This window comes from Sphingosinicella sp. BN140058 (assembly GCF_004135585.1).
Classification (GTDB): Bacteria; Pseudomonadota; Alphaproteobacteria; order Sphingomonadales; family Sphingomonadaceae; genus Allosphingosinicella.
The window spans coordinates 582,593-603,361 of sequence record NZ_CP035501.1; the positions used below are offsets into that span (position 1 = coordinate 582,593).

Sequence of the window (20,769 nt, forward strand, 5' to 3'; positions counted from 1 at the left end):
GACGAACGAACGACCACCTGCGAGATCGGGCCGGAGCTTATGCTCCGGCCCTTTTTTTGTGCGGTGAACGATATCGAACTGGCGAGAGGCGCGCCGCTCTGCGCAATCAGGCGAAGCGGAAGTTCACCTTCGTGGGGCTGATCTGCCCATCGAAGGCATGCTCACGATAGGGCCCGTCGCGATCGACCCAGTGCAGGAAGAGGTGCGCCGACCAGGCATTCGGATTGGGCTTGATCCGGCCGTGCCGGTGGTGGACGCCGCGATAGAGGACGGCATCGCCGATCCCCATGCCGATCGAGGCGAATGATTGGGCGCCGAAATCCTCTTCCACGCGCGCCGAAGGATCGGTCGCCGCCGTCTCGACCTGCAGATCCCAGGTCGCGCCGTCGCTATAATCGAGCGTCAGTGACAGGCTGTGCTCGCAGGAATAGCGATCCGAATGGACCCGGCACAGATCGCCCTCCCGATAGATGCGCAGATAATCGTAGGTTGGCAGCAATTCCTTGCCGACGAGCTGGCTGACGATCGGCGTCAGGCCCCACAGGAACGCCAGCATCGGCTTGTAATGATGGCCGTAGATTTCGAAGGCCGGCCGGGTCAGCAAATTCGGATGCTCGCGCACCCGGCTCAGCGGAATGGCGTCGGGCCCGATGTCGGCCTTGAGCGACTGCAGGAAGGCCTGCGTGATCTCGGGCGCAACGAGGCCCTGAAGATGGGCATAGCCCTGCTCTTGGTAGTTGCCGATCACCTTCATCGGCTTCGGGTAGAAAAGTGCCCTCAAAAGCGCAAGCCGCACCCCTTTCCCGGCACGGCCGGCCGTCCTATCCCCGACAGATGATCTCCAATGTCTCCGCCCGCGTCGAAGCGCTTGTGAACGGGCGCCGTTTCGCCGACGCGGCGCAGCTGCTCCTGCAGGCGGCGGCCGCGGGCGATGCCGGCGCGGTTGCGCAGCTCGGCCATTGGCGCATCTCGGGTGCCATCGTCCGCAGGGACCTTGCCGCTGCCCGCACCCTGTTGGGCCGTGCCGGAACGGCGGGCGACCGCGACTCCGCCATGCTCCACGCCGCCTTCGTCGCCTGCGGGGTCGGCGGACCTGCCGACTGGGGGTCGGCGCTCGCACTGCTGCGGCGGCTGGCGCGCCACGATGATCGGGCCCGCAGCCAGCTGGCCCTGATCGACGGTATGCCGATCGAGGCGGACGGAACGCCGCAAACCCTTGCCCGGCGGGAGGTGCTGAGCGGCAGTGCACCCCGGGTCGAGGCGCTGCGGGCGCTGCTCTCCCCCGAAGAATGCGCCTATCTGATCGAGGCCGGCAGCCCGTCGCTGCAGCCCTCGATGGTCGTCGATCCGCAAAGCGGCCACCTGATGCCGCACCCGATCCGCACCTCCGACAACAGCCAGTTCGGGGTCTATTCGGAAGATCTCGTCGTCAACGCGATCAATCGGCGCATCGCCGCCGCGAGCGGCACGGCGGCCGACCAGGGCGAGCCGCTGCAACTGCTTCGCTATCGTCCCGGCGGCGAATATCGGGCGCACATGGACGCGCTTCCCGGTGAGGCGAACCAGCGCATCCTCACCGTCATCATCTATCTGAACGACGGCTATGACGGAGGCGCGACCACCTTTTCGCGGAGCGGCCTCAGCTTCCGCGGCGGCGTCGGCGATGCTCTGCTGTTCGGCAATGTCGGCGCCGATGGTCGGCCCGATCCAACCTCGCAGCATGCCGGCTTGCCGGTGACTCGGGGCACCAAGCTGATCGCGACCCGCTGGATCCGCAAGGCGCGCTTCACCTTTCCGTCGCCGCAGCCGCTCACGCCCTATTGAGCATCACCCCTCGGCGATCGCGTCCGCCCTCGCGGCAACGACCGGCGCCGGGGTGCCTTCGTCCTCGCGCCGACCTTCGAAGAGCCAATTGTCGCCGTCATGCGCGAAGATCGTCGGCCGGCCGCCGACCAGCCCGGCTCCGTCCCAGCGCTGGACCTGCAATTGCACCCGTCCGGGGGAGAGCTCGATCATGTTGAAGCTCTGCAGTTCGTCGCCACGGAGACGGGTCGAGGTGGCGGTCCCGGCCTGGATGACGAGCGCGGCGCCCGCGGTCTTCACCATTTCACGGGCCGATTGCGCATAGGTCCGGTGGAAATGCCCGGCGAGCAGGATGTCGACACCGGCGTCGGCGACCGCCTGCAAGGCATCCGCATCGCGCTTGACCACCTTGCTGAGCGCGCCCTCCTCGCCGATCGGCATCGCGAAGAGCGGGTGGTGAGTGACGAGGATCCGGGTCTTCCCCTGCTCCACGTCGCGGAAGCGGTCGCGAATGAGATCGATCTGCTCGCGGCTGACGCTGCCGTCCTTGATCGTCAGCGACCGCGCGGTGTTGATCCCGAGCACGGCGACGTCGTCGCTCTCGACGAACGGACAGAGATCATCGTCGATGAAGCGCCGGTAGCGGTGCAGCGGCCGGGCGAAGCGGCGGAGGATGTCGTAGAGCGGAACGTCGTGATTGCCCGGCACCGCAAGCGTGACCAGGCCGCCGCTTTCGAGCCGCTCGAGCCACTCCGAGGCGAGCCGGTACTGCTCGACTCGCGCACGCTGGGTGAAGTCGCCGCTGATCACGACGAGATCCGGTTTCGCCTCGAACAGGAAGGTTTCGACGGCCGCGACGATCTCCGGATCGTGGCGTCCGAAATGGACGTCTGAGAGATGGGCAATGGTCGACATGGGGGTTGAACGACCGGCCCCGCGTTCAGGTCCAGAGCCGTTGATGGCGGCGGCCGAGGATCGTCAGCAGCTCATATTGCGAAAGGCCGGACTGGGCGGCGGCCGCAGCGAGATCGTAGTCGAGGGCGACCCAGTCTCCTTCGCGCAGATGCGGCGCCGCGTCGACCCCGATCGTGGTCAGATCCATCGAGACCCGGCCGATCACCGGTAGCACCGCTCCTTCGGCCAAGGCGCGGCCCCGGCCGGAAAAGCCGCGCAGATAGCCGTCGGCGTAGCCGATGTTGAGCACGGCGAGTTCCACCGGCCGCTCGGCCGTGAAAGTGGCATTGTAGCCGACGCTCTCGCCCGCATCGGCCCTCCGCCGCTGGATGATCTGCGCTTCGAGCCGAACCACCTGCCGGATTATGCCCTGCGCCTCCGGGCGCGGAATGCCGCCATAAAGCGCAATGCCCGGCCTGGTGAGATCGAACCCGTAATCGGCGCCGAGGCAGATGCCGGCGCTGTTGGCAAGGCTGCGCCGCCGCGCGGGAATGGACCCCGCCAGCGCGGCGAACCGTCCACGCTGGCGTTCGTTCATCGCGCTGTCCTCGTCGGCGCAGGCGAGGTGACTCATCAGAGTGTCGATGGCAAGCCCATCGAGCAGACCTGTCGCGACATCTGCTTCCGTCAATCCGAGTCGGTTCATTCCGGTGTCGAGCATAACGTCGCAGGCGCGTCCGCCTGCCGCCTCGCGCCAGCGCCGGACCTGCAGCGGCGTGTTGAGCACCGGCCGCGCCGCAGATGCGAGCGCGCCGCTCATATCCTCCTCCTGAACCCCGTGCAGGACGGAAAGTGAGGCATCGCCGATCAGCGGCAGCACCGCCTCCGCCTCGTTCCAGGTCGCGACGAAGAAATCGCGGCATCCTGCGGCGCGGAGCAAAGTGACCACCTCCCCGGCGCCGGTTCCGTAGCCATTCGCCTTGACCGCGGCGCCGCATGCCGCCGGGCCGCTGCGGCCGGCCAGCCAGCGCCAGTTGGAGACGAGCGCCTGCCCGTCGATGCGGAGCCGAAGAGGAAAATGGGTCACCCAGCGGCGATAGCGGCGCGCCCGCTAGTTCGTCCAGTTCCGCGATCACGCGCGGAAGCCTCTTGTCTGAGTTAATGATTGTTCATATCGAAAACGGGCACACAAGGGAGAGAGACTTGATGAAGGGTGAGAAGAGAGTGCGCCGCGCATTGCTGGGCTGCGCAGCGATCGCGTTGGCGGCAGCCGCGCTGGTTTCGACGCCGGCCGGTGCGCAGAGCGCGGCCGCGCGCGCGACCGCGATCACGCTCAAGGCGGATGCGCCGGGTGCGAAGATCGACCGGCGCATTTTCAGCCAGTTCGCCGAGCATCTCGGCAGCGGCATTTACGGCGGCATCTGGGTCGGCCAGAATTCCAAGATCCCGAACACGAATGGCTATCGCAACGACGTCGTCGCTGCCTTGCGCAACCTCAAGGTGCCGGTGGTGCGCTGGCCGGGCGGCTGCTTCGCCGACGAATATCATTGGCGCGAGGGCATCGGGCCGCGCAACCAGCGTCCGGTGAAGGTCAACACCCATTGGGGCGGCGTCACCGAACCGAACAGCTTCGGCACCCATGAGTTCATGAATTTCGCCGAGCTGATCGGCGCGGAAGCCTACGTCTCCGGCAATGTCGGCAACGGCACGCCGCAGGAAATGGCCGAATGGGTCGAATATATGACGGCGCCCGCCGGCAGCCTTGCCGATCTGCGTGCGAAGAACGGCCGCAAGCAGCCTTGGAAGCTGCCCTTCTTCGGCTTGGGCAACGAGCTTTGGGGCTGCGGCGGCAACATGACGGCGGACTATGCCGCGGACCTTACCCGCCGCTACGGAACCTTCGTCAAGGCACCCCAGGGCACCAAGATCCAGAAGATCGCGAGCGGTGCGAACTCCACCGATTACGATTGGACCGAGGTCATGATGCGGGAGGCCGGCAAGACGGTCGACGGCATCGGCGTCCATTATTACACCGTGCCGGGCAATTGGGAGAAGAAAGGCTCCGCGACCGCGTTCAGCGAAGAGGATTACGCCCGCACCATTTCCAAGACGCTGCTGATGGACGAGCTGATCCGCAAGCATGCAGCCGTCATGGACAAATATGATCCCGAAAAGCGCGTGAACCTCGCCGTCGACGAATGGGGCACCTGGTACGATGTCGAGCCGGGCACCAATCCGGGCTTCCTCTTCCAGCAGAATACGATGCGCGACGCGGTCGTCGCCGCGCTCAACATCAACATCTTCACCCATCATGCCGATCGGGTCCGGATGACCAACATCGCCCAGATGGTGAACGTCCTGCAGGCGATGATCCTGACCGATGGCGCGAAGATGGTCCTGACGCCGACCTATCACGTGTTCGAGATGTACAAGGATTTCCAGGACGCGACGGCATTGCCGGTGGAGGTCGCCTCGCCCTGGTACAACAAGGAGCAGTTCACGGTTCCGGCGGTGAGCGCCACCGCCGCCCGCGACGCCAGCGGCGCGATCCTGATCGCGCTCGTCAACGTCGATCCGAACCAGCCGGCAACGGTGAACGTGAACCTCGGCAGCGCAACCGCCACCTCGGTGACCGGACGGGTGCTCGCGGGTGCCAGCATCCAGGCGCACAACAGCTTCGATGCGCCGGGCGCAGTGCAGCCGGTCGCGTTTACCGGTGCGCAGCTTTCCGGCAACAGCCTCGCCGCAACCTTGCCGGCCGGGTCGGTGGTCGTTCTGAAACTGCGCTGAGTTCAGTGCGGCTCGAGGCCGCCCGCAAGATCCATGAAATTGCGGGCGGCCTCACGATCCGCCTCGGTCTGGAAGGCGACGTCCAGATCCGGTGCTCCGCCGAGCATGTGCATGAGCGCCCACAAGGCGAAGCGCCGCCCGCGATCCTGTTCGAGGCCGAGGTCGACCCGCATCCGGTCGAGCCCTGCCTCGAGCGCTGCCGGCGGCACGGCGGCCAGATCGGCGGTTCCGAAATAGCGGCGGAGTTGATCGTCGAAATCCATGCGCGCCTTATTGCCCCGTGCCTTCGCGCCGTTCCACCCCTTACACGTTCAGCCACCCGCGGTAGGCGACGACCAGGCCGATCAACGGCAAAGCGATCGAGACATCGAAATGGAACCGGCCGTCTTCCTCCCACTCGCGGGCAGGCGCTCGCGGCGCGATGGTGAGCGGTAGGCGCACGGGGCCTAGCCACCAGCGCCGCATCACCATCGCCAGACCGCCGGTACCGTCGGTCGGAAGCGCGAAACCGAAGCGTAGCAGGCCGAACCGCTCCACTAGGAGTCCGCCCCGCGCGTAAAGATTGCTCTGGAATCTGCGCCCTCCGAAATCTCGGATCCAGGTCTCCAGCCCCTTGCACTCGGTAAGCTCCACGTGGAGCGGGTGCTCACCCTCGGCGGGAAAGCGGAACAGGCGTGCGACCAGCCGCGCCAGCGGGTTGCGACCGCGCACCACCCTCGCCCGTCCGGCGCCGCCGCCGTTGCGCAGGACTCCGTGCAATTCCCGCAAGGATGGCGCCAGCGTGTCGAAGGCTTCGGCCATCACGTGGGCATAAACTGGCGGAGGCAGCAGACTTTCCCGCGTCTCCGAGGAGGTCGCCAAGCTGCCGAGCGACGCATCGAAATCCTCCAGCCTCAGGACCCCGCCCGCGTCGCGGGCCCCGGGCGGGAGCGCCTCCAGCCGCTCGAGCAGGATCGCGGCAGCGAGGCTCGGTATCTCCGGCCCTTCGCCCTGCTCGGCGATCAGGGTCCAGCTGCGCGCGACCCTGCGCTGTCCCGATCTCCCATAGAGGCGCACTTCGAACGCCGACCGCAGCGAAGACGTCCAGCGGGTCCAGCCATGCAGGCGCACCATCACCGGCGTGAGCATCGAGGCGCTCTCCAGCCAGCGCCAGCGTACCGCCCAGCTGAGCAGCCACAGACCGAGCATGTGCAGCCGCACGTCGGTTCCAGCGAGGAAGTCGACCGCAGGACGTCCTGGCAGCCGCGCCGGCAGCAGATCGAGATCCGGAACGTCGGCAATGCCGACCAGCCGCCGACGCAGCGGCCTTACGCCGGCGACGCGAAAATCCTCGCGCCTGAGCGCCTGCCAACCAAAGCCCGACGTCCATCTCCGTCCCCGCCAGAGCCGCACCGGTCTGCCGAGATACGACAGGATCGCGGCCGCCACCGATACGCCTGCCGTGCCGCGGCTCGAGGCGCTGAGCACGATCTCGACGGCGTCGACCCTGTCCAGCCCCTCGGCGAGCCGCGACACCGCCGCCCCGGACAAGGCCGGCAGGCTTGACGCGCCGGAGATGACGACCACGCCGGCCGCCTGCGCCGCGTCGTCGAGCGCGGTGATGCCGGTGACGAAGTGGCGCCCGTCGGCAATGTCGAGATAGTGAACGCCCGCTGCGATCGCCGCCTTGGCAACATCATGCCGTTCGCCCTGAAACGGGCCCGCAGCGTCGACCAGGGCGAACGGATCGAGGCGCCGCAATGCGTCCGCCAACCCCGCGTCGCGATCGACCACGATCGGGACGAGCCGTTCGCGGCCTGCACAAAAGGCGCGCGCCTTCGCCGCGTCTCTGCCGGCGACCAGCACTTCGAAGCCCGCTGCAGCGGCGCGCAGGGCGATACGCCCGCCGAACGTGCCATAGCCGCCGAGGACGAGTATGCGCTTCAAAGGATCCGCGCCCGATCCTTGTCCGAGGGCATCCAGCACGTCTCTCGACGGCCGAACAGACGATAGCGGTTGCGCGCGATCAGCAGGTACAGCCGGTCGCGAAGCGGTCTCGGCACGAGGCGGGCCACGGTCGCGGCCCGCCAGGGCCATCCGAGCTGCCGCGCGATCGCGATCGCGGCATCCGAATGGGTGAGCAGCCGTCCGCGGTCGAGCACGAGCAGCGTCTCGTAATCGCCTTTCACCAGGCCGAAATGGCGATAGAGAGCCTCGCCGATCGGTCCCTGCGCGATGGTGAGGCGAAATCGCCTCTGCCGGTCATGGCGGAGCACGAACTGCGCGTTGGCGGAGCAGAGAACGCACAGTCCGTCGAAGACGATCAGCGGCCTGTCGTCGGGAAAGGCAGGCACCCGCGGATCATCCCGCCAGGAATAGGCTGGAGCGTGGCGCGGCACGCTCAGGCGATCGCGGGACGCACGAACGGTATATCGAGCGTACGGCGCGTGCCTGCCCGCCAGAGCCATTCCAGCGGGCCATATTGGAAACGGCCGAACCACCAACGGGCGAGCGCCAGCTGGAGCGCGAACGCGAACAGGCCGAGAAGGAGCGCCTGTCCTCCGCTGAGATCGTCGTGCAGGCCTAGTCCGAAGCCGTAGAAGATCGGCACGAAGACCAGCGACTGCCCGACATAAAGGCTGAGCGTCATTCGGCCGGCCGGTGCCAGGCCGGCGAGAATGCGACCGCGCAGAGCTTCGAAGGCTTCGATGAACAGGACGATCTGCACGGCAAGCGAGCAGAGCGCGATCCATCCCGAAACCAACCAGCCGAGATTGGCGCCGACCGCCGCCGGCGCTTTTGCATCCACCATGCCGAGCAGCGCCGGCTTCGCGGCCCACAGCGCCACCATCATCACGCCCGCGATCGCGCCGGTCCAGCGCCGGGCGCGAAGGAAGCGTTCTGGCGCGGCGAAGAAGCCGGTGCGGCCAAGCACCAGGCCGACGAGGAAGAGGCCGATGACCTGCAGCAACCGCCCGGTCTCGACATAATAGGACCAGGACGCAATTCGTCCCGCGACCGCGTTGACCCGCACCACGTCCGCGAAGCTGCCGTCGGTCAGCATTGCCGTGCCGGATTCGGCCATGAAGAGGGGCGGCGCATTGGCCCAATCGGCGCCGGCGAACGCCGCCACCGCACGCGCAATCAACGGCGGTTGCAGGAAGCAGAGCAGCGCCATCAGGAGCAGCACGCGATTGCTGCGGACACGGTCGACGACGAGCAGGAGCAGCCCGAGGGGCGCCAGCAGCTGGAGGATGTCGCCGCGATAGACGAGGCTGTGCACGATCCCGATCAGCAGCAGCAGGAACAGACGCCAGGCGAAGCGAGCTTCCGGCGCTTCGCCCCGCGCCCGGGCACGTTCGACGATGATCGAGAAACTGAGGCCGAAGCACAAGGCAAACAGGGAGAAGGCCTTGCCTGCGAACAGGGCGAAGACGAGATCGAAGGCAAGGCTCGGCTGCGGATGGACCCAGTGGAGCTCGAACAGCTCGACGCAATGCACCAGGAACAGCCCCATCAGCGCGTAACCGCGCAAAGAATCGATCAGCTCGAGACGCTGTCCTGCCTGCATCATCATCCCTCCCCGCCGTGGCCGGCGCGACGTTAAAGCGGCTTCGCCGGAGCGCAAGCAGGTGCTGCGCAGATCGGTGCCCCGCCACGATTTCGGACCGGCTTTCGATTCGACCGGTTGGACGCGGGGCCATTGTCAACCATGGCACTTAGCTATTCTTCTGCTGTTGTCGCTCCAACCTCATCGACTCGGAAACGAGGACTCGAGAACGCGAACGGCAGCATCGACCGGACCACCGGAGGGCTCCTTCAGACCAGACTGCTGATCGCAGATTGCAAGGAGGCACAGGTGCAATTGGAACTTCATCACAGCAGCGCAAAGCGCCACCATGATTTCGGTGAGGAGGTCGGCCCGCACGGCGTGCTGACCATTCCCGGGCTCGAAAATTCCGGCCCACGGCACTGGCAGAGCGCATGGGATCGGCTGCCCCATTTCACCCGCGTCGATTTCGAAGCATGGAGCGAGCCTAAGCTGCACGATTGGGTGCCGAAGCTCGATCGCGCGGTGCGCGAGAGCCCCCGCAACGTGGTTCTGGTCGCCCACAGCCTCGGCTGCCTCGCTCTGTCGTGGTGGGCGGCCCTCTCCTGGAGCGAAGCCTTTCGCGAGAAAGTCTGCGGCGCCCTGCTGGTTGCACCACCGGATGTCGACGCTGCGGAAACCGACGCCCGGATCCGCGATTTCCGGCCGATTCCACGGGTGCGGCTGCCGTTTCCAAGCATCGTCGTCGGCAGCCGCAACGATCCCTATTGCAGCTTCTCGCGGGCCCAGGACATCGCAACGGCCTGGGGCAGCGAGTTCGTCGACGCCGGCTTCGCCGGCCACATCAACGCGGAATCGCCCGTCGGCGTCTGGGCGGAAGGGCTGCCCCTGCTGGCGCGGCTCACCGGTCACAATCCCAATCTGCTCGTCGCCGAACTGGGGTTGAGGACTGCCTTTGCCTGAGGGGCGAACATGAGCTTGGGCAGCCTCTGCGAGGTGGGCTGCTCTCGAGGCGCCCCGGACGACGGACCGGGGCGCCTCGAACCATCTCCTGCGCGCAGGAAAGTTGGAGAATTTTTCACAGGGGCTATTGTCAACCAATCTGGTTGAGTTACTCTGCACCACGAATCGACAAAAGTCGGCGAGGAGGAATCGATGAGCGACATGACCTTTGGAACGAGGCCGCAGCCGCTTCAGGCACTCGATGAGGCGATGCGCGTCGTGCGCGAGAAAGCGGGCTCGGTCCGCTTCGGAACGATCACCCTCACCATCCATGAGGGCCGGCTGACCCAGCTCGAGGTTACCGAGAAGCGGCGCTTCGCCGGTTGACGGCGGGCAGCCCTCCCCCACAATGAAGACCGCTTTTGCGCACCTCAAGAAAGTATCTCAATGGACGGCTTTGGCCTGACCGATCTCCTGCCGTTCATTGCCGTTGGGTTTGCCGCGCAGCTGGTCGACGGCGCGTTGGGCATGGCCTTCGGGGTGATTTCATCCACCCTGCTGCTGAGCCTCGGCGTTCCGCCCGCGGCCGCGTCGGCGGGCGTGCACACCGTCGAAACCTTCACCACCGGCATTTCCGGGCTGAGCCACATCCTTCACCGCAACGTCGACTGGAAGCTGTTCGCGCGGCTCGCCATCCCCGGTGTGATCGGTGGGGTATGCGGAGCCTATCTGCTCAGCAACATCGATGCCGGCGTCGCGCGCCCGTTCGTTATGGCCTATCTCGCCATCATCGGAGTCTATCTGATCTGGCGCGGTTTCCATCTTGCCGGCGAGCACAAGGCGGCCAAGATCGTGGAGCCACTCGGCCTCGCCGGCGGCTTTCTCGATGCGGCGGGCGGCGGTGGCTGGGGCCCTGTCGTGACCGGCAATCTGCTCGTTCAGGGGCACGAGCCCCGCAAGACGATCGGCACGGTGAGCGCGTCCGAATTCGTGCTCACCTTGACGATCTCGGCGACCTTCATCGCCAATCTGGGCTGGGAGGCGTTCACCGAAGCCACTCTGGGTCTGCTCATCGGCGGCGTGATCGCAGCCCCCCTGGGAGCTTTCGTCGTCAAGAAGGCCCCGGGCAAGGCGCTGCTGATCTTCGTCGGCTGCCTGCTCACCCTCACCAGCCTCTACGGAGTCTACAAGGCGCTCGCCTGAGCGCGGCACATCACCATCCGAATCCATCGATGCTGACCGGGCCACCGGAAGTGTCGCGATCCATCAGGGGAGCTTCTCGTGATCGCACGCTTCATGCTGCCCGCCACCTCGGCGGCGACACTCAAGACCATGTTCTACGCGGGCGCCGCTGTGGCCGCGCTCTCGGCGCCGGCCGCTGCATCGGCCCAGGCTATCGACGCCGCCGTGTCGCCGCAGCCGCCCGCGGGCGCGACGGTCACGCCTGCGGACGTGGACGACGGCGCGATCATCGTCACCGCACGTCGCCGGGCGGAGAATCTGCAGGACGTCCCGGTCGCGGTCGCGGTGCTCGGCGGCGAGACCCTGGAGGCGCAGGGCACGTACAACATCAATCGTCTGACCCAGTTGCAGCCTACGCTGCAATTCTTCTCCACCAACCCGCGCAACACGTTCATCAACGTGCGCGGCCTCGGCGCTCCGTTCGGCCTCACCAACGACGGCTTCGAACAAGGGGTCGGCATCTACATCGATCAGGTCTATTATAACCGGATCGCCGCGGCGACGCTCGACTTCGTCGACGTCGAGCAGATCGAAGTCCTGCGCGGCCCTCAGGGCACGCTCTACGGCAAGAACACCACCGCCGGCGCGATCAACATCACCACGCGCGCACCGACCTTCGATTTCGAAGGCAAGGCCGAGGTTTCCCTTGGCAATTACAATTTCAAGCAGGGCAAGGCGTCGGTTTCCGGTCCTCTCGGCGAGACTGTCGCGGCACGGATCAGCGTCTCGAGCACGGACCGCCGCGGCACCATCTACAACGTGACCAGCGACAGCTGGATCAACTCCCAGGACAATATCGGCATACGCGGCGCGCTGCTCTGGAAGCCCACGGACACGCTCAACCTCACGCTTTCCGGCGACTGGAACCTGCAGGATCCGATCTGCTGCGGTCAGATCTACGCCCGGGTCGGCCGCACCCAGCGCGCGCTCAACCGGCAATATGCCGCGCTCACCGCGCTGTTCCCCGGCTATGCGGTGCCGAGCACGGACCCCTTCGATCGGCTCACCGATCTCGACGCCGATCTCGCCGCCCGCAACGAAATGGGCGGCGCCTCGCTGCGCGCGGAATGGGGGCTCGGCGACGGCACGCTGACCTCGGTCACCGCATGGCGCTATTGGGATTGGGGCCCGAAGAACGACCGCGATTTCACCGGCCTCCCCGTCTACACCCGCGTCAACAACCCGACCCACCAGGACCAGTATACGCAGGAACTGCGCTACGCTTACGAGGCGAGCCGGTTCGACTTCGTCCTCGGCGGCTTCGGTTTCTACCAGAAGATCCACACCACCGGTGTCCAGGAGACCGGCAGGGCCGCCAGTGCCTGGCTGCTCGCGCCGAGCAGCGCGCTCTCGCGCAATCCCGCCGTGCTCAACGGCGTGCTCGCCGAAAACGACATCCGGCTGAAGAATCTGAGCCTTGCCCTGTTCGGCAAGCTCAACTGGAAGGTGACCGACGCGCTGACCATCTCGCCCGGCGTCCGGGTCAATCACGACAAGAAGGACGGGCTCTACAATTCGGTCGTCACCGGGACGGCGTCCGACGGCAGCCGCCAGGTGATCAGCAGTGATCCTCGAAGTCCTTATTTCAACGATCCGTGGACGGCCGCGCAGCGCGGGGTGCAGGCCTCGCAATTCTTCGAGCCCCAATATAGCGACTGGAACCTCAGCTACGATCTCAACATCGCCTACAAGGTCGCGCCCGATATCCTCGCTTATGCGACCTATGCGAGGTCGTTCAAGACCGGCGGCATCAACCTCAACGGCGTGCCGAGCAATCCAGACGGCACCCCTGCGCTGCAGGTCGCACAGATCAGGCCGGAAAAGGTCGATCATTTTGAAATCGGCCTGAAGACCCAGTTCTGGAACCGCCGGGCCACCTTGAACGTCACCGGCTTCTGGACCGAGATCAAGGACTTCCAGGCCAGCGTGATCAGCAACGTCAGCGGCAGCAACGTGCTGCGCGGCTATCTCGCCAACGCCGAAAAGGTGCGCGTGCGCGGGATCGAAGCGGATTTTTCGCTGCGGCCTTCCGAGCGGGTCAGCGCCTATCTGAACGGCGCGTTCACCGATCACGAATTCCGCAGGTTCGTCGATGCCCCCTGCCCGCCCGAACTGGCCGGAGGCACCACGGCGGCGGCTGGCCAGACGCCGAGTGCGCCCGGAACTCCGGGCGGCATCAGCCCGGCCAATTGCGACGTCTCCGGCCAATGGTTGCCCGGTGTCTCGAAATGGGCATTCTCGTGGGGCAGCGAATATAACCTGCCGGCGAACCTGCTTGGCCGTGAGGGCCAGGTTTATTTCGGGTACGACGTCAACTATCGCTCGAAGTTTTCTTCCAACGCCTCACGTTCGATCTACACCGATATCTCCGGCTACTCGATCCACAATTTCCGCGCCGGCTTCCGCACCGACGATTTCGACATCTTCGGATGGGTGCGCAACGCCTTCGACGAGGATTATTTCGAATCGCTGGCGGTCACTCCGGGCAATACCGGCCTGATCTCGGCCCAGCTCGGCGATCCGCGCACCTGGGGAGGAACGATCAAGTTCTCGTTCTAGCGAGGCCGCTCTGATCGGGCGCATGCCGGCGTCGGCGTTTTTGGGCACGGGTACAGGTCTCAGCGGTACGGATGTCTTCGTGTCCCCGCCTTCGGCGCCATCATGGCGCCGAAGGCGGGCCTGCTCTGGTCGGCATCATCAAAGCCGATCGACCCCGCCCGATCGTTGCCGGATCGGAAAAAAGCGAATGATCCAAACTGGATGGGTTGTGGCCGTGAAGCCGCATCCTTGTGGTAAACCGTGTGTTGAGCACGATATTCCGCAACACGGCACCTGAACAGCTGTTAAGCTTGCCCCGTGCCAGTGTTCGGCACACCCATTTTGGGAGGGCAAGTGGTGGTCCTCGAATGTTGCGTTTACCTGGTTGAAGACGATGAAGCCGTCGCGCGCTCGCTGATGGTCCTGCTCCAGATGCGGGATCTCAAGGTCGATCATTTCGCCTCGGCGGACGCCTTTCTGCGCCGCCTTCCGCATCTGCCGCGCGGCTGCGTTCTGCTCGATGTGTGCCTGCCGGGCATGGACGGCCTTTCGGCGCTTCGGGAGCTTCGGAGACAGACCTGCGACTGGCCGGTGATCATGATGACCGGTCATGCGGAATTCGATCTCGAGATCGATGCCAAGCGGCTTGGCGCAAACAAGATCCTGGAGAAGCCGTTCGCGCCCGATATCCTGTTCGACGAGCTCGATGAGGTTCTTGGACTGGTTGCTGCCTGAAATGGGACGCCGGCGGGGTTCGCCTCAGCAGGTTGCGATCGGTGACCCCGCGATGATATGCTCGCTCTCGGCCGCCAGCGCCTCGTCTTCATGGACTTCGGCCATCAGCAACAGCAGGTCGATGCCTTCCGGATAGGCGCAATCACTGGCGAGCAGGCGATAGTGCGAGGCACGCCGCCGAAGTTCGTCGGCAGCGATCTTTCGGGAAACGACAGGCATCGGGACGATGAACGTCGCATCGCCGCGCCCGTTCCCGGGCGCACCCGACCTTTGCGACGAAATGCAGCATAGCACCCGTTCATTCCGGAAGCGGCACAGCCATTGACCAAATTTCGGCCGGAATTGCGGACGCTCGCGCCGGCGCAACCCCGCTGATCGTCAGGCCGACGAACCCCTTTATCGCGCCAAGAAGAAGGGCAGGAACCGCGTCTGCCGTGGCTGACCCGCGCCCCTGCCCTGCCGTCCTCAGTAGCGCAGCCGCACGCCGAAATAGAATTGGCGTCCGTTGTCGTACATGGCACGGAACCGGCTTTCGGTGCCGGCATATTGGAAGATCTTGTCGTTGGTGAGATTGACGGCATCGAAGGTCAGGGTGACGTTGTCGAGCACGTCGATGTTGACCGAGGCGTCGAGCGACTCGGTCGATCCCTGATTGAGCGGCGTTGCCCGGTCGATGTTGATGAAGAAACTCGAACGGTAATTGTAGGCGAGGCGAGCGCTCAGCCAGTCACTCTCATAATAGCCGGTGAGATTGAGCGAGTGCTTGGAATTTCCGGGGATCGGATCGCCGCCCGACGAGCTGGCATCGGAATAGGTGTAATTGGCCTGGATTCCGAAGCCGCCGAAGATCGGCCGCGACGCCTGGATCTCGAAGCCCTTGTTGGTGCCGCCGCCACCATTGGAACGGCGGTTCACGTCGAACAGGCAGTTGAAGAGATTGTCGGTCGATCCGGACACCGGCGTGCAGCGCGACAGATTGGGGGTCGCGGTCTGCACCGGGAAGATGCCCTGGGTGGTGCGGTTGACGATGTAGGATTCGATGTCCTTGTAATAAAGCGCGAGGGCGACGATCGTGTCACGATCCGGATACCATTCGAGCGAAACGTCGGCGGTGGTGGCGCGGAACGGATCGACGAAGGGATCGCCCGAATCCGCGGTCAGGGTACCCGGATTGAGGCTCACCCGCGGTACGATGTCGGTGAAATCCGGCCGCGCCATCGTGCGTCCCGCACCCAGGCGCAGCACGAACTGCTCGGAAAGATCGAACTTCAAGTTCGCGCTCGGCAGCACGTCGGTATAGGAACGCTCGACCACCACCGGCCGGAAATCGCCGAACGCGTTGGAGATCGAGCCCGGGCCCGCCGTGCCGACGATGTTGCCGCGCGACGTCTGGTCGGTTCGCACTACCCGGACGCCGACATTGCCGCTCCACTTGCCGCCTTCGCGGCCAAGGGTCGCCATCACGTAGCCGCCATAGGCCTTCTCGTTGATCGCGTAATTCTCTGGCGGGTTGGGGATGCGGGCACGCACCTCCGCCGGCAGGCCGAGCAACGTCCGGCGCAACACCTCGCGGTCGATCTGGAAGAAGCGGGTCAATGTGCCGGGTTCGGCCATGCCGTCCACGAAGTCGTTGGGTGTCGCCCCCCCGGCGAAGAAGGGCGAGGTGCACGGACCGCCGCAGCCGGACGCGAGCAGCGGCAGGAAGAAGCCGCCGAAAGTGGTCGCGTCGAACCGCGTTACGCGGTCATGGTCGGTATATTTGAGGCCGGCGCTGAGCGACCGGATCGGGCCCCAGCCGACCTCCTGCTCGACGTCGAAATAGGCGTATTTTTCCTTGTCGTCGTTGGTGATCTTGTGGAGCGAGGCGAAGTCGAAGGCGAGGTCGCTCGGATCGGTTGGGTCGACTCCGATGAAGGACACTTGCGGTACCCGCCCGGTCAGATCGAAGTCGAACGCACCCGGCGCGCCGCCTTCGTAAAAGGGCTGCGACTTGGTGTCGCCGCTGGCCTTGGTGTAGCCGAGCTTGAGGTGGATTTTGGAGGTGTCGGTCGGTCGGTAAACGGTGTCGAAATCGGCAGACCAATTCTCTGCAAAGGCCTCACGATCGATCGCATCGTACACGACCGCGCGCCCGCCCGGCGTCGACGTGATCCGCCCTTTGACGACGGTTCCGTCCTCAACCGTCGCATTGGTCAGCGTGCCGCCGCCGCCGAGCGCGTTGGCGCCCCAGGCAAGATAGTTCTGGTTGAAATTGTTGGCGCCGAAATGGGAGTAGAGCCCGGTCAGGTTGATCTCCAGCCGGTCGGACGGGCGGAACTGGAGAGTGGTGTTCGCGCCGTAACGCTCGCGCTCCTGCTGGAACAGCGCCGAGCCGATCAACGACGGCACCTGGCCGGCACCCGCGGCTGCTCCGGCCGGCGTGAAATAGCCGAGCACCTCGACGCCGTCGCGGCGAATGTCGCGCTTCTGGTAGACCGCGCCGAACAGCAGACCCACCGTCTCCGCATCGTTCTTCCAGCTGATCAGAGCCGAGGCCTGCGGATCGAGCGAGTCGGATTTCTCAGTATAGGCCCCCTGGAGCGATCCGGTCAGCACGAACGGCTGCAGATCCAGCGGGTTGCGGGTGTGCACGTTGATGGTGCCGCCGATTCCGCCTTCCTCGACATTGGCCTGGGGGCTCTTGTAGACGTCGATTTGCCCGACGACATCCACCGGCAAGGTCAGATAGTTGAAGCTGCGGGTCGCCGCGAGCTGCTCGAGGATGAACCAGTCGGCGGTCGCCACGGCATGACCGTTCAACAAGGTTCGGGTCAGGTTCGGCGCGGTGCCGCGCAGGCTGACCCGCTCGCCTTCGCCGAATTCACGATTGATGACGATGCCGGGGATGCGCTGCAGCGCCTCGGCTGCATTCTTGTCGGGGAACTTGCCGATGTCCTCGGCGGTGATCACGTCGGAAACTACGTCCGACTGGCGCTTGGCCTCGATCGCCTGACGCAGGGACCCGCGGATGCCGGTGACGACGATTTCGTCGTCCGCGCCGGACAGGGAGGACTGGTCCCCCGATGGTGCCTGGTCGGTCGGACTGCCCTCGGTCCCACCAGCCTGTGCATAGGCCGCCCCACTCACTCCGATCGCCAGCAAACTTGCCGACGCCACCATCATCGTGCGCAACACCATTACATGTCTCCCTGCTGTTTATCGTTTTATTGGTAATAACCTCTTTCGTACTCAACACTCATTGGATATGACCATCCTCTCTTTGCCGGAACTCGTCAAGCGTGCAAAAATTCAGTCCTGATCAAAAACGCTGGCATTTGGTACGCCATTGGTCCTATGTTAGCGTGAACATGAGGGAGGCAGCGGGATGAGCTTGATCGAGAAGATCGGAAGCCTGGACAGCGGGTTGGAAACCCCGCTCTATCATCAGCTTCGCAAGGCGATCCGGCAGGCGATCGAGAACAACGTGCTCCGGGCCGAGGATCCGCTCCCGCCCGAGCGCGATCTTGCCGAGCAGCTCGCAGTGTCCCGGATCACCGTGCGCAAGGCTCTGGACGGGCTGGTTGCGGACGGATTGCTCACCCGCAGGCAGGGCGCCGGCACCTTCGTCGCCCGCCGCGTCGAGAAGAGCTTTTCGATGCTGTCTTCGTTCACCGAGGACATGGCCGCGCGCGGCCGCACGTCGCACAGCAAATGGCTCAGTCGCTCCGAAGGGGCGGTGACTCCGGACGAGTCGCTGATGCTGGGCCTCAGCCCCGGAACCCGCGTCTATCGATTCAACCGCGTGCGCTATGCCGACGAGGAGCCGATGGCGCTGGAGCAGTCGACCATATCGGGCTTCTGCCTGGCGTCCGCCGATGCCGTCGGGGAATCCCTGTACGAAGCGCTCGATGCGGCCGGCTGCCGTCCGACGCGGGCGCTGCAGCGGCTTCGCGCGGTCCTGTTCAGCGAAACGCAGGCGGCGTTGCTCGGCATCCAGCCGGGGTCGCCGGGGCTCTTCATCGAACGGCGCGCGTTCCTGGACGATGGTCGCGCCGTTGAAACAACCCAGTCTTACTATCGCGGCGATGCTTATGACTTCGTCGCCGAACTGAACGGATGAAAATGGACTCCACGATCACCTCGCAAAGCCGCATGTTCGCCGAAGCCGCCGAAGCCGGCGACGCCGTTGCCCGCCAGCTCGACGAAAACCTCGCCCAGCGTCAGCGGATCGGCGCGCGTTTGCGCAGCCTCGCCCCGCAGCTGGTCGTCACCTGCGCCCGCGGCAGCTCCGATCACGCCGCAACCTTCGCCAAATATCTGATCGAGACCAAGACCGGGGCGACGACCGCCTCGGCGGCGCCGTCGATCACCTCCGTCTACGAGGGCAAGCCCAAGCTCGATGGCACCCTCTGCATCGCCGTCTCGCAGTCCGGGAAAAGCCCCGACCTGCTGGCGTCGGTCGAAACGGCGCGCAATGCCGGCGCCTATGTGATCGTGCTCGTCAACCAGCCCGATTCACCGTTGGCGGCGCTGGCCCACGAGGTGCTGCCGCTGCACGCCGGGCCCGAGCTCAGCGTCGCCGCCACCAAATCCTACATCGCCTCGCTGGCCGCGATCACCGGCCTGGTTGCGGAGTGGGCGCAGGACGATCCGCTGCGCGAGGCGCTCGCAGGCGCACCGGCCCTGCTCCGCCAGGCCTGGGAGCTCGACTGGAGCCCGCTCGTCGATCTGCTCCGGGATCGTACCAATCTCTACACGATCGGCCGCGGCATCGCGCTCGGCGTCGCTCAGGAAGCCGCGCTCAAGCTAAAGGAGACCTGCGGGCTCCATGCCGAAGCGTTCAGCGCCGCCGAGGTCCGCCATGGACCGATGGCGATCGTCGGCAAGGATTTCCCGATCCTGGTCTTCCGGCAGCGCGACAAGACCGCGGTCGGGGTGACGGAGCTTGTTGCCGAATTGGCCGCGCGCGGCAGCAGGGTCGCGGTGGCGGGGGAAGGCCCGGCCGGCACGATCGCCCTTCCCTGCGTCGACTCCCATCCGGTGCTGCAGCCGATCCTGCAGATCCAGAGCTTCTACCGCGCGGCCAACGCTCTGTCCTTCGCCCGCGGCTTCGATCCCGATCGCCCGCCCCACCTGTCCAAGGTGACGGAGACGATCTGATGGGCTTCGCGCTGACCAATGGCCGCGTGCTGCTCGACGACGGCTTCCGCACCGACAAGGCCGTGATCATCGAGGGCGAGAGCATTTCCGCGATCGTCGATGCCGGCGACATCCCGTCCGGCCTTGAGCGCCGCGATCTCGACAATGCCCTGCTCCTCCCCGGCTTCATCGACACCCAGGTGAATGGCGGCGGCGGCGTGCTGTTCAACGACGTGCCGACGCCGGACGGCATCGCCGCCATCGGCCGTGCCCATCGCCGGTTCGGCACGACCGGCTTCATGCCCACCCTGATCAGCGACGATCTCGATCAGGTCGCCCGCAGCATCGCTGCCGTCGACGCCGCCATTGCTGCGAAGAGCCCGGGGGTGCTGGGCGTGCACATCGAAGGTCCGTTCCTCAACGTCGAGCGTAAGGGCATCCACGCCGCCGACCACATCCGCCGCGCCGATGCCGAGGGGCTGGCGGTTCTGAAGCGCCCGGGCCGCGGCGTCCGCATGGTCACCCTGGCGCCGGAGATGGTCGCCGCCGAAGGCATCAAAGATCTTGCGCGGGCCGGCCTGCTGGTCTGCGCCGGTCACACCAACGCGACCTATGCGATCATGACGGAGGCGCTCGAGCAGGGCCTGCGCGGGTTCACCCATTTGTTCAACGCGATGTCGCCGCTCGGCAGCCGCGAGCCGGGCACGGTCGGCGCCGCGCTGGCCGACGATCGCAGCTGGTGCGGGATCATCGTCGACGGCGCCCACGTCGCCCCCGTCGTTCTCCAGCTCGCCCTCCGCTGCAGCCGCATGGAGCGGTTCATGCTGGTGACCGACGCGATGCCGACCGTCGGTGCCGAGACCAAGTCGTTCGAGCTCCAGGGAAAAACGATCAACGTCCTGAACGGTGTCTGCGTCGACGACAAGGGCACGCTTGCCGGCTCCGATCTCGACATGGCGGCCGCGGTCCGCAACAGCGTCGAGATGCTCGACATCGACCTTGCCGATGCCGTCCGGATGGCGAGCCGTAACCCCGCCGAATTCCTCGGCCTCGGCGACGAACTCGGGCGCATCGCCCCGGGCTACCGGGCGAGCCTGGCCGCGGCCGACGACGACCTCCAGGTGATCGAGACCTGGATCGACGGCGCCGACGGCCGGGCCGAAGCGCGTCATGCCTGA

General features: G+C 65.7%; 19 protein-coding genes. 10 read left to right on the forward strand and 9 right to left on the reverse strand.

Annotated features, from left to right (window positions below; all coding sequences use genetic code 11):
• Window positions 1–106 precede the first annotated feature (106 nt).
• Entirely contained in the window at window positions 107–754 is a 648-nt protein-coding gene (locus tag ETR14_RS02590) for a hypothetical protein (RefSeq protein ID WP_129383220.1), read from the reverse strand.
• Window positions 755–834: 80 nt separating this feature from the next.
• Between ETR14_RS02590 and ETR14_RS02595 the strand changes: the two genes are divergently transcribed.
• Complete coding sequence (locus ETR14_RS02595) at window positions 835–1,824, forward strand: 2OG-Fe(II) oxygenase (protein WP_129383221.1); 990 nt, start codon at window positions 835–837, stop codon at window positions 1,822–1,824.
• A gap of 3 nt (window positions 1,825–1,827) precedes the next feature.
• Here the strand turns inward: ETR14_RS02595 and ETR14_RS02600 are convergent, their stop codons facing one another.
• On the reverse strand, window positions 1,828–2,718 hold the full coding sequence (locus ETR14_RS02600; RefSeq protein ID WP_129383222.1) for a metallophosphoesterase: 891 nt from the start codon (window positions 2,716–2,718) through the stop codon (window positions 1,828–1,830).
• Window positions 2,719–2,743: 25 nt separating this feature from the next.
• Window positions 2,744–3,784, reverse strand: coding sequence for an alanine racemase (gene alr, locus ETR14_RS02605; protein ID WP_129383223.1), 1,041 nt, complete (start codon window positions 3,782–3,784; stop codon window positions 2,744–2,746).
• 119 nt (window positions 3,785–3,903) lie between these two features.
• Between alr and ETR14_RS02610 the strand changes: the two genes are divergently transcribed.
• Window positions 3,904–5,487: an alpha-N-arabinofuranosidase gene (locus ETR14_RS02610; protein ID WP_129383224.1), complete on the forward strand. Its 1,584-nt coding sequence runs from the start codon at window positions 3,904–3,906 to the stop codon at window positions 5,485–5,487.
• A gap of 2 nt (window positions 5,488–5,489) precedes the next feature.
• Here ETR14_RS02610 and ETR14_RS02615 read toward each other — a convergent pair whose 3' ends face one another.
• Genes ETR14_RS02615 through ETR14_RS02630 form a run of 4 tightly spaced genes read right to left on the reverse strand, consistent with a single transcriptional unit; the run spans window position 5,490 to window position 9,043 of the window.
• Window positions 5,490–5,750 carry a hypothetical protein gene (locus tag ETR14_RS02615; protein ID WP_129383225.1) on the reverse strand — a complete coding sequence of 87 codons (261 nt, stop codon included), beginning with the start codon at window positions 5,748–5,750 and terminating at the stop codon, window positions 5,490–5,492.
• Window positions 5,751–5,790: 40 nt separating this feature from the next.
• The gene (locus tag ETR14_RS02620; protein WP_129383226.1) at window positions 5,791–7,413 is read right to left on the reverse strand and encodes an SDR family oxidoreductase; all 1,623 of its coding nucleotides are present in this window, start codon (window positions 7,411–7,413) and stop codon (window positions 5,791–5,793) included.
• Entirely contained in the window at window positions 7,410–7,865 is a 456-nt protein-coding gene (locus ETR14_RS02625) for a thiol-disulfide oxidoreductase DCC family protein (protein WP_243455732.1), read from the reverse strand. Before ETR14_RS02625 ends, ETR14_RS02620 begins: the two co-directional genes overlap by 4 nt.
• 2 nt (window positions 7,866–7,867) lie before the next feature.
• Window positions 7,868–9,043 carry a DUF418 domain-containing protein gene (locus ETR14_RS02630; protein ID WP_129383228.1) on the reverse strand — a complete coding sequence of 392 codons (1,176 nt, stop codon included), beginning with the start codon at window positions 9,041–9,043 and terminating at the stop codon, window positions 7,868–7,870.
• A gap of 282 nt (window positions 9,044–9,325) precedes the next feature.
• Here ETR14_RS02630 and ETR14_RS02635 point away from each other — a divergent pair, with 282 nt between their 5' ends.
• The 5 genes from ETR14_RS02635 to ETR14_RS02655 all read left to right on the forward strand — a co-directional run bounded on the left by ETR14_RS02635 (window position 9,326) and on the right by ETR14_RS02655 (window position 14,473).
• On the forward strand, window positions 9,326–9,979 hold the full coding sequence (locus ETR14_RS02635) for an alpha/beta hydrolase (RefSeq protein WP_165356278.1): 654 nt from the start codon (window positions 9,326–9,328) through the stop codon (window positions 9,977–9,979).
• A 192-nt stretch (window positions 9,980–10,171) separates the two neighbouring features.
• A complete protein-coding gene (locus tag ETR14_RS02640; protein ID WP_129383230.1) occupies window positions 10,172–10,345 on the forward strand; it encodes a YezD family protein in 174 nt (57 codons plus the stop codon).
• Window positions 10,346–10,405: 60 nt separating this feature from the next.
• The gene (locus ETR14_RS02645; protein WP_129383231.1) at window positions 10,406–11,161 is read left to right on the forward strand and encodes a sulfite exporter TauE/SafE family protein; all 756 of its coding nucleotides are present in this window, start codon (window positions 10,406–10,408) and stop codon (window positions 11,159–11,161) included.
• A 78-nt stretch (window positions 11,162–11,239) separates the two neighbouring features.
• Window positions 11,240–13,759, forward strand: a complete 2,520-nt coding sequence (locus tag ETR14_RS02650) for a TonB-dependent receptor (RefSeq protein ID WP_129383232.1) — start codon at window positions 11,240–11,242, stop codon at window positions 13,757–13,759.
• A gap of 336 nt (window positions 13,760–14,095) precedes the next feature.
• Complete coding sequence (locus ETR14_RS02655; RefSeq protein WP_129383233.1) at window positions 14,096–14,473, forward strand: response regulator transcription factor; 378 nt, start codon at window positions 14,096–14,098, stop codon at window positions 14,471–14,473.
• Between the two features lie 24 nt (window positions 14,474–14,497).
• Here the strand turns inward: ETR14_RS02655 and ETR14_RS02660 are convergent, their stop codons facing one another.
• The gene (locus ETR14_RS02660) at window positions 14,498–14,692 is read right to left on the reverse strand and encodes a hypothetical protein (RefSeq protein WP_129383234.1); all 195 of its coding nucleotides are present in this window, start codon (window positions 14,690–14,692) and stop codon (window positions 14,498–14,500) included.
• Between the two features lie 246 nt (window positions 14,693–14,938).
• Window positions 14,939–17,650 carry a TonB-dependent receptor gene (locus ETR14_RS02665; RefSeq protein ID WP_129383235.1) on the reverse strand — a complete coding sequence of 904 codons (2,712 nt, stop codon included), beginning with the start codon at window positions 17,648–17,650 and terminating at the stop codon, window positions 14,939–14,941.
• A gap of 187 nt (window positions 17,651–17,837) precedes the next feature.
• Here ETR14_RS02665 and ETR14_RS02670 point away from each other — a divergent pair, with 187 nt between their 5' ends.
• The 3 genes from ETR14_RS02670 to nagA are packed head-to-tail and all read left to right on the forward strand — an operon-like array spanning window position 17,838 to window position 20,769.
• Window positions 17,838–18,572, forward strand: coding sequence for a GntR family transcriptional regulator (locus ETR14_RS02670; RefSeq protein WP_129383236.1), 735 nt, complete (start codon window positions 17,838–17,840; stop codon window positions 18,570–18,572).
• Between the two features lie 32 nt (window positions 18,573–18,604).
• A complete protein-coding gene (locus ETR14_RS02675; protein WP_243455733.1) occupies window positions 18,605–19,612 on the forward strand; it encodes an SIS domain-containing protein in 1,008 nt (335 codons plus the stop codon).
• Entirely contained in the window at window positions 19,612–20,769 is a 1,158-nt protein-coding gene (gene nagA / locus ETR14_RS02680; protein WP_129383238.1) for an N-acetylglucosamine-6-phosphate deacetylase, read from the forward strand. Before ETR14_RS02675 ends, nagA begins: the two co-directional genes overlap by 1 nt.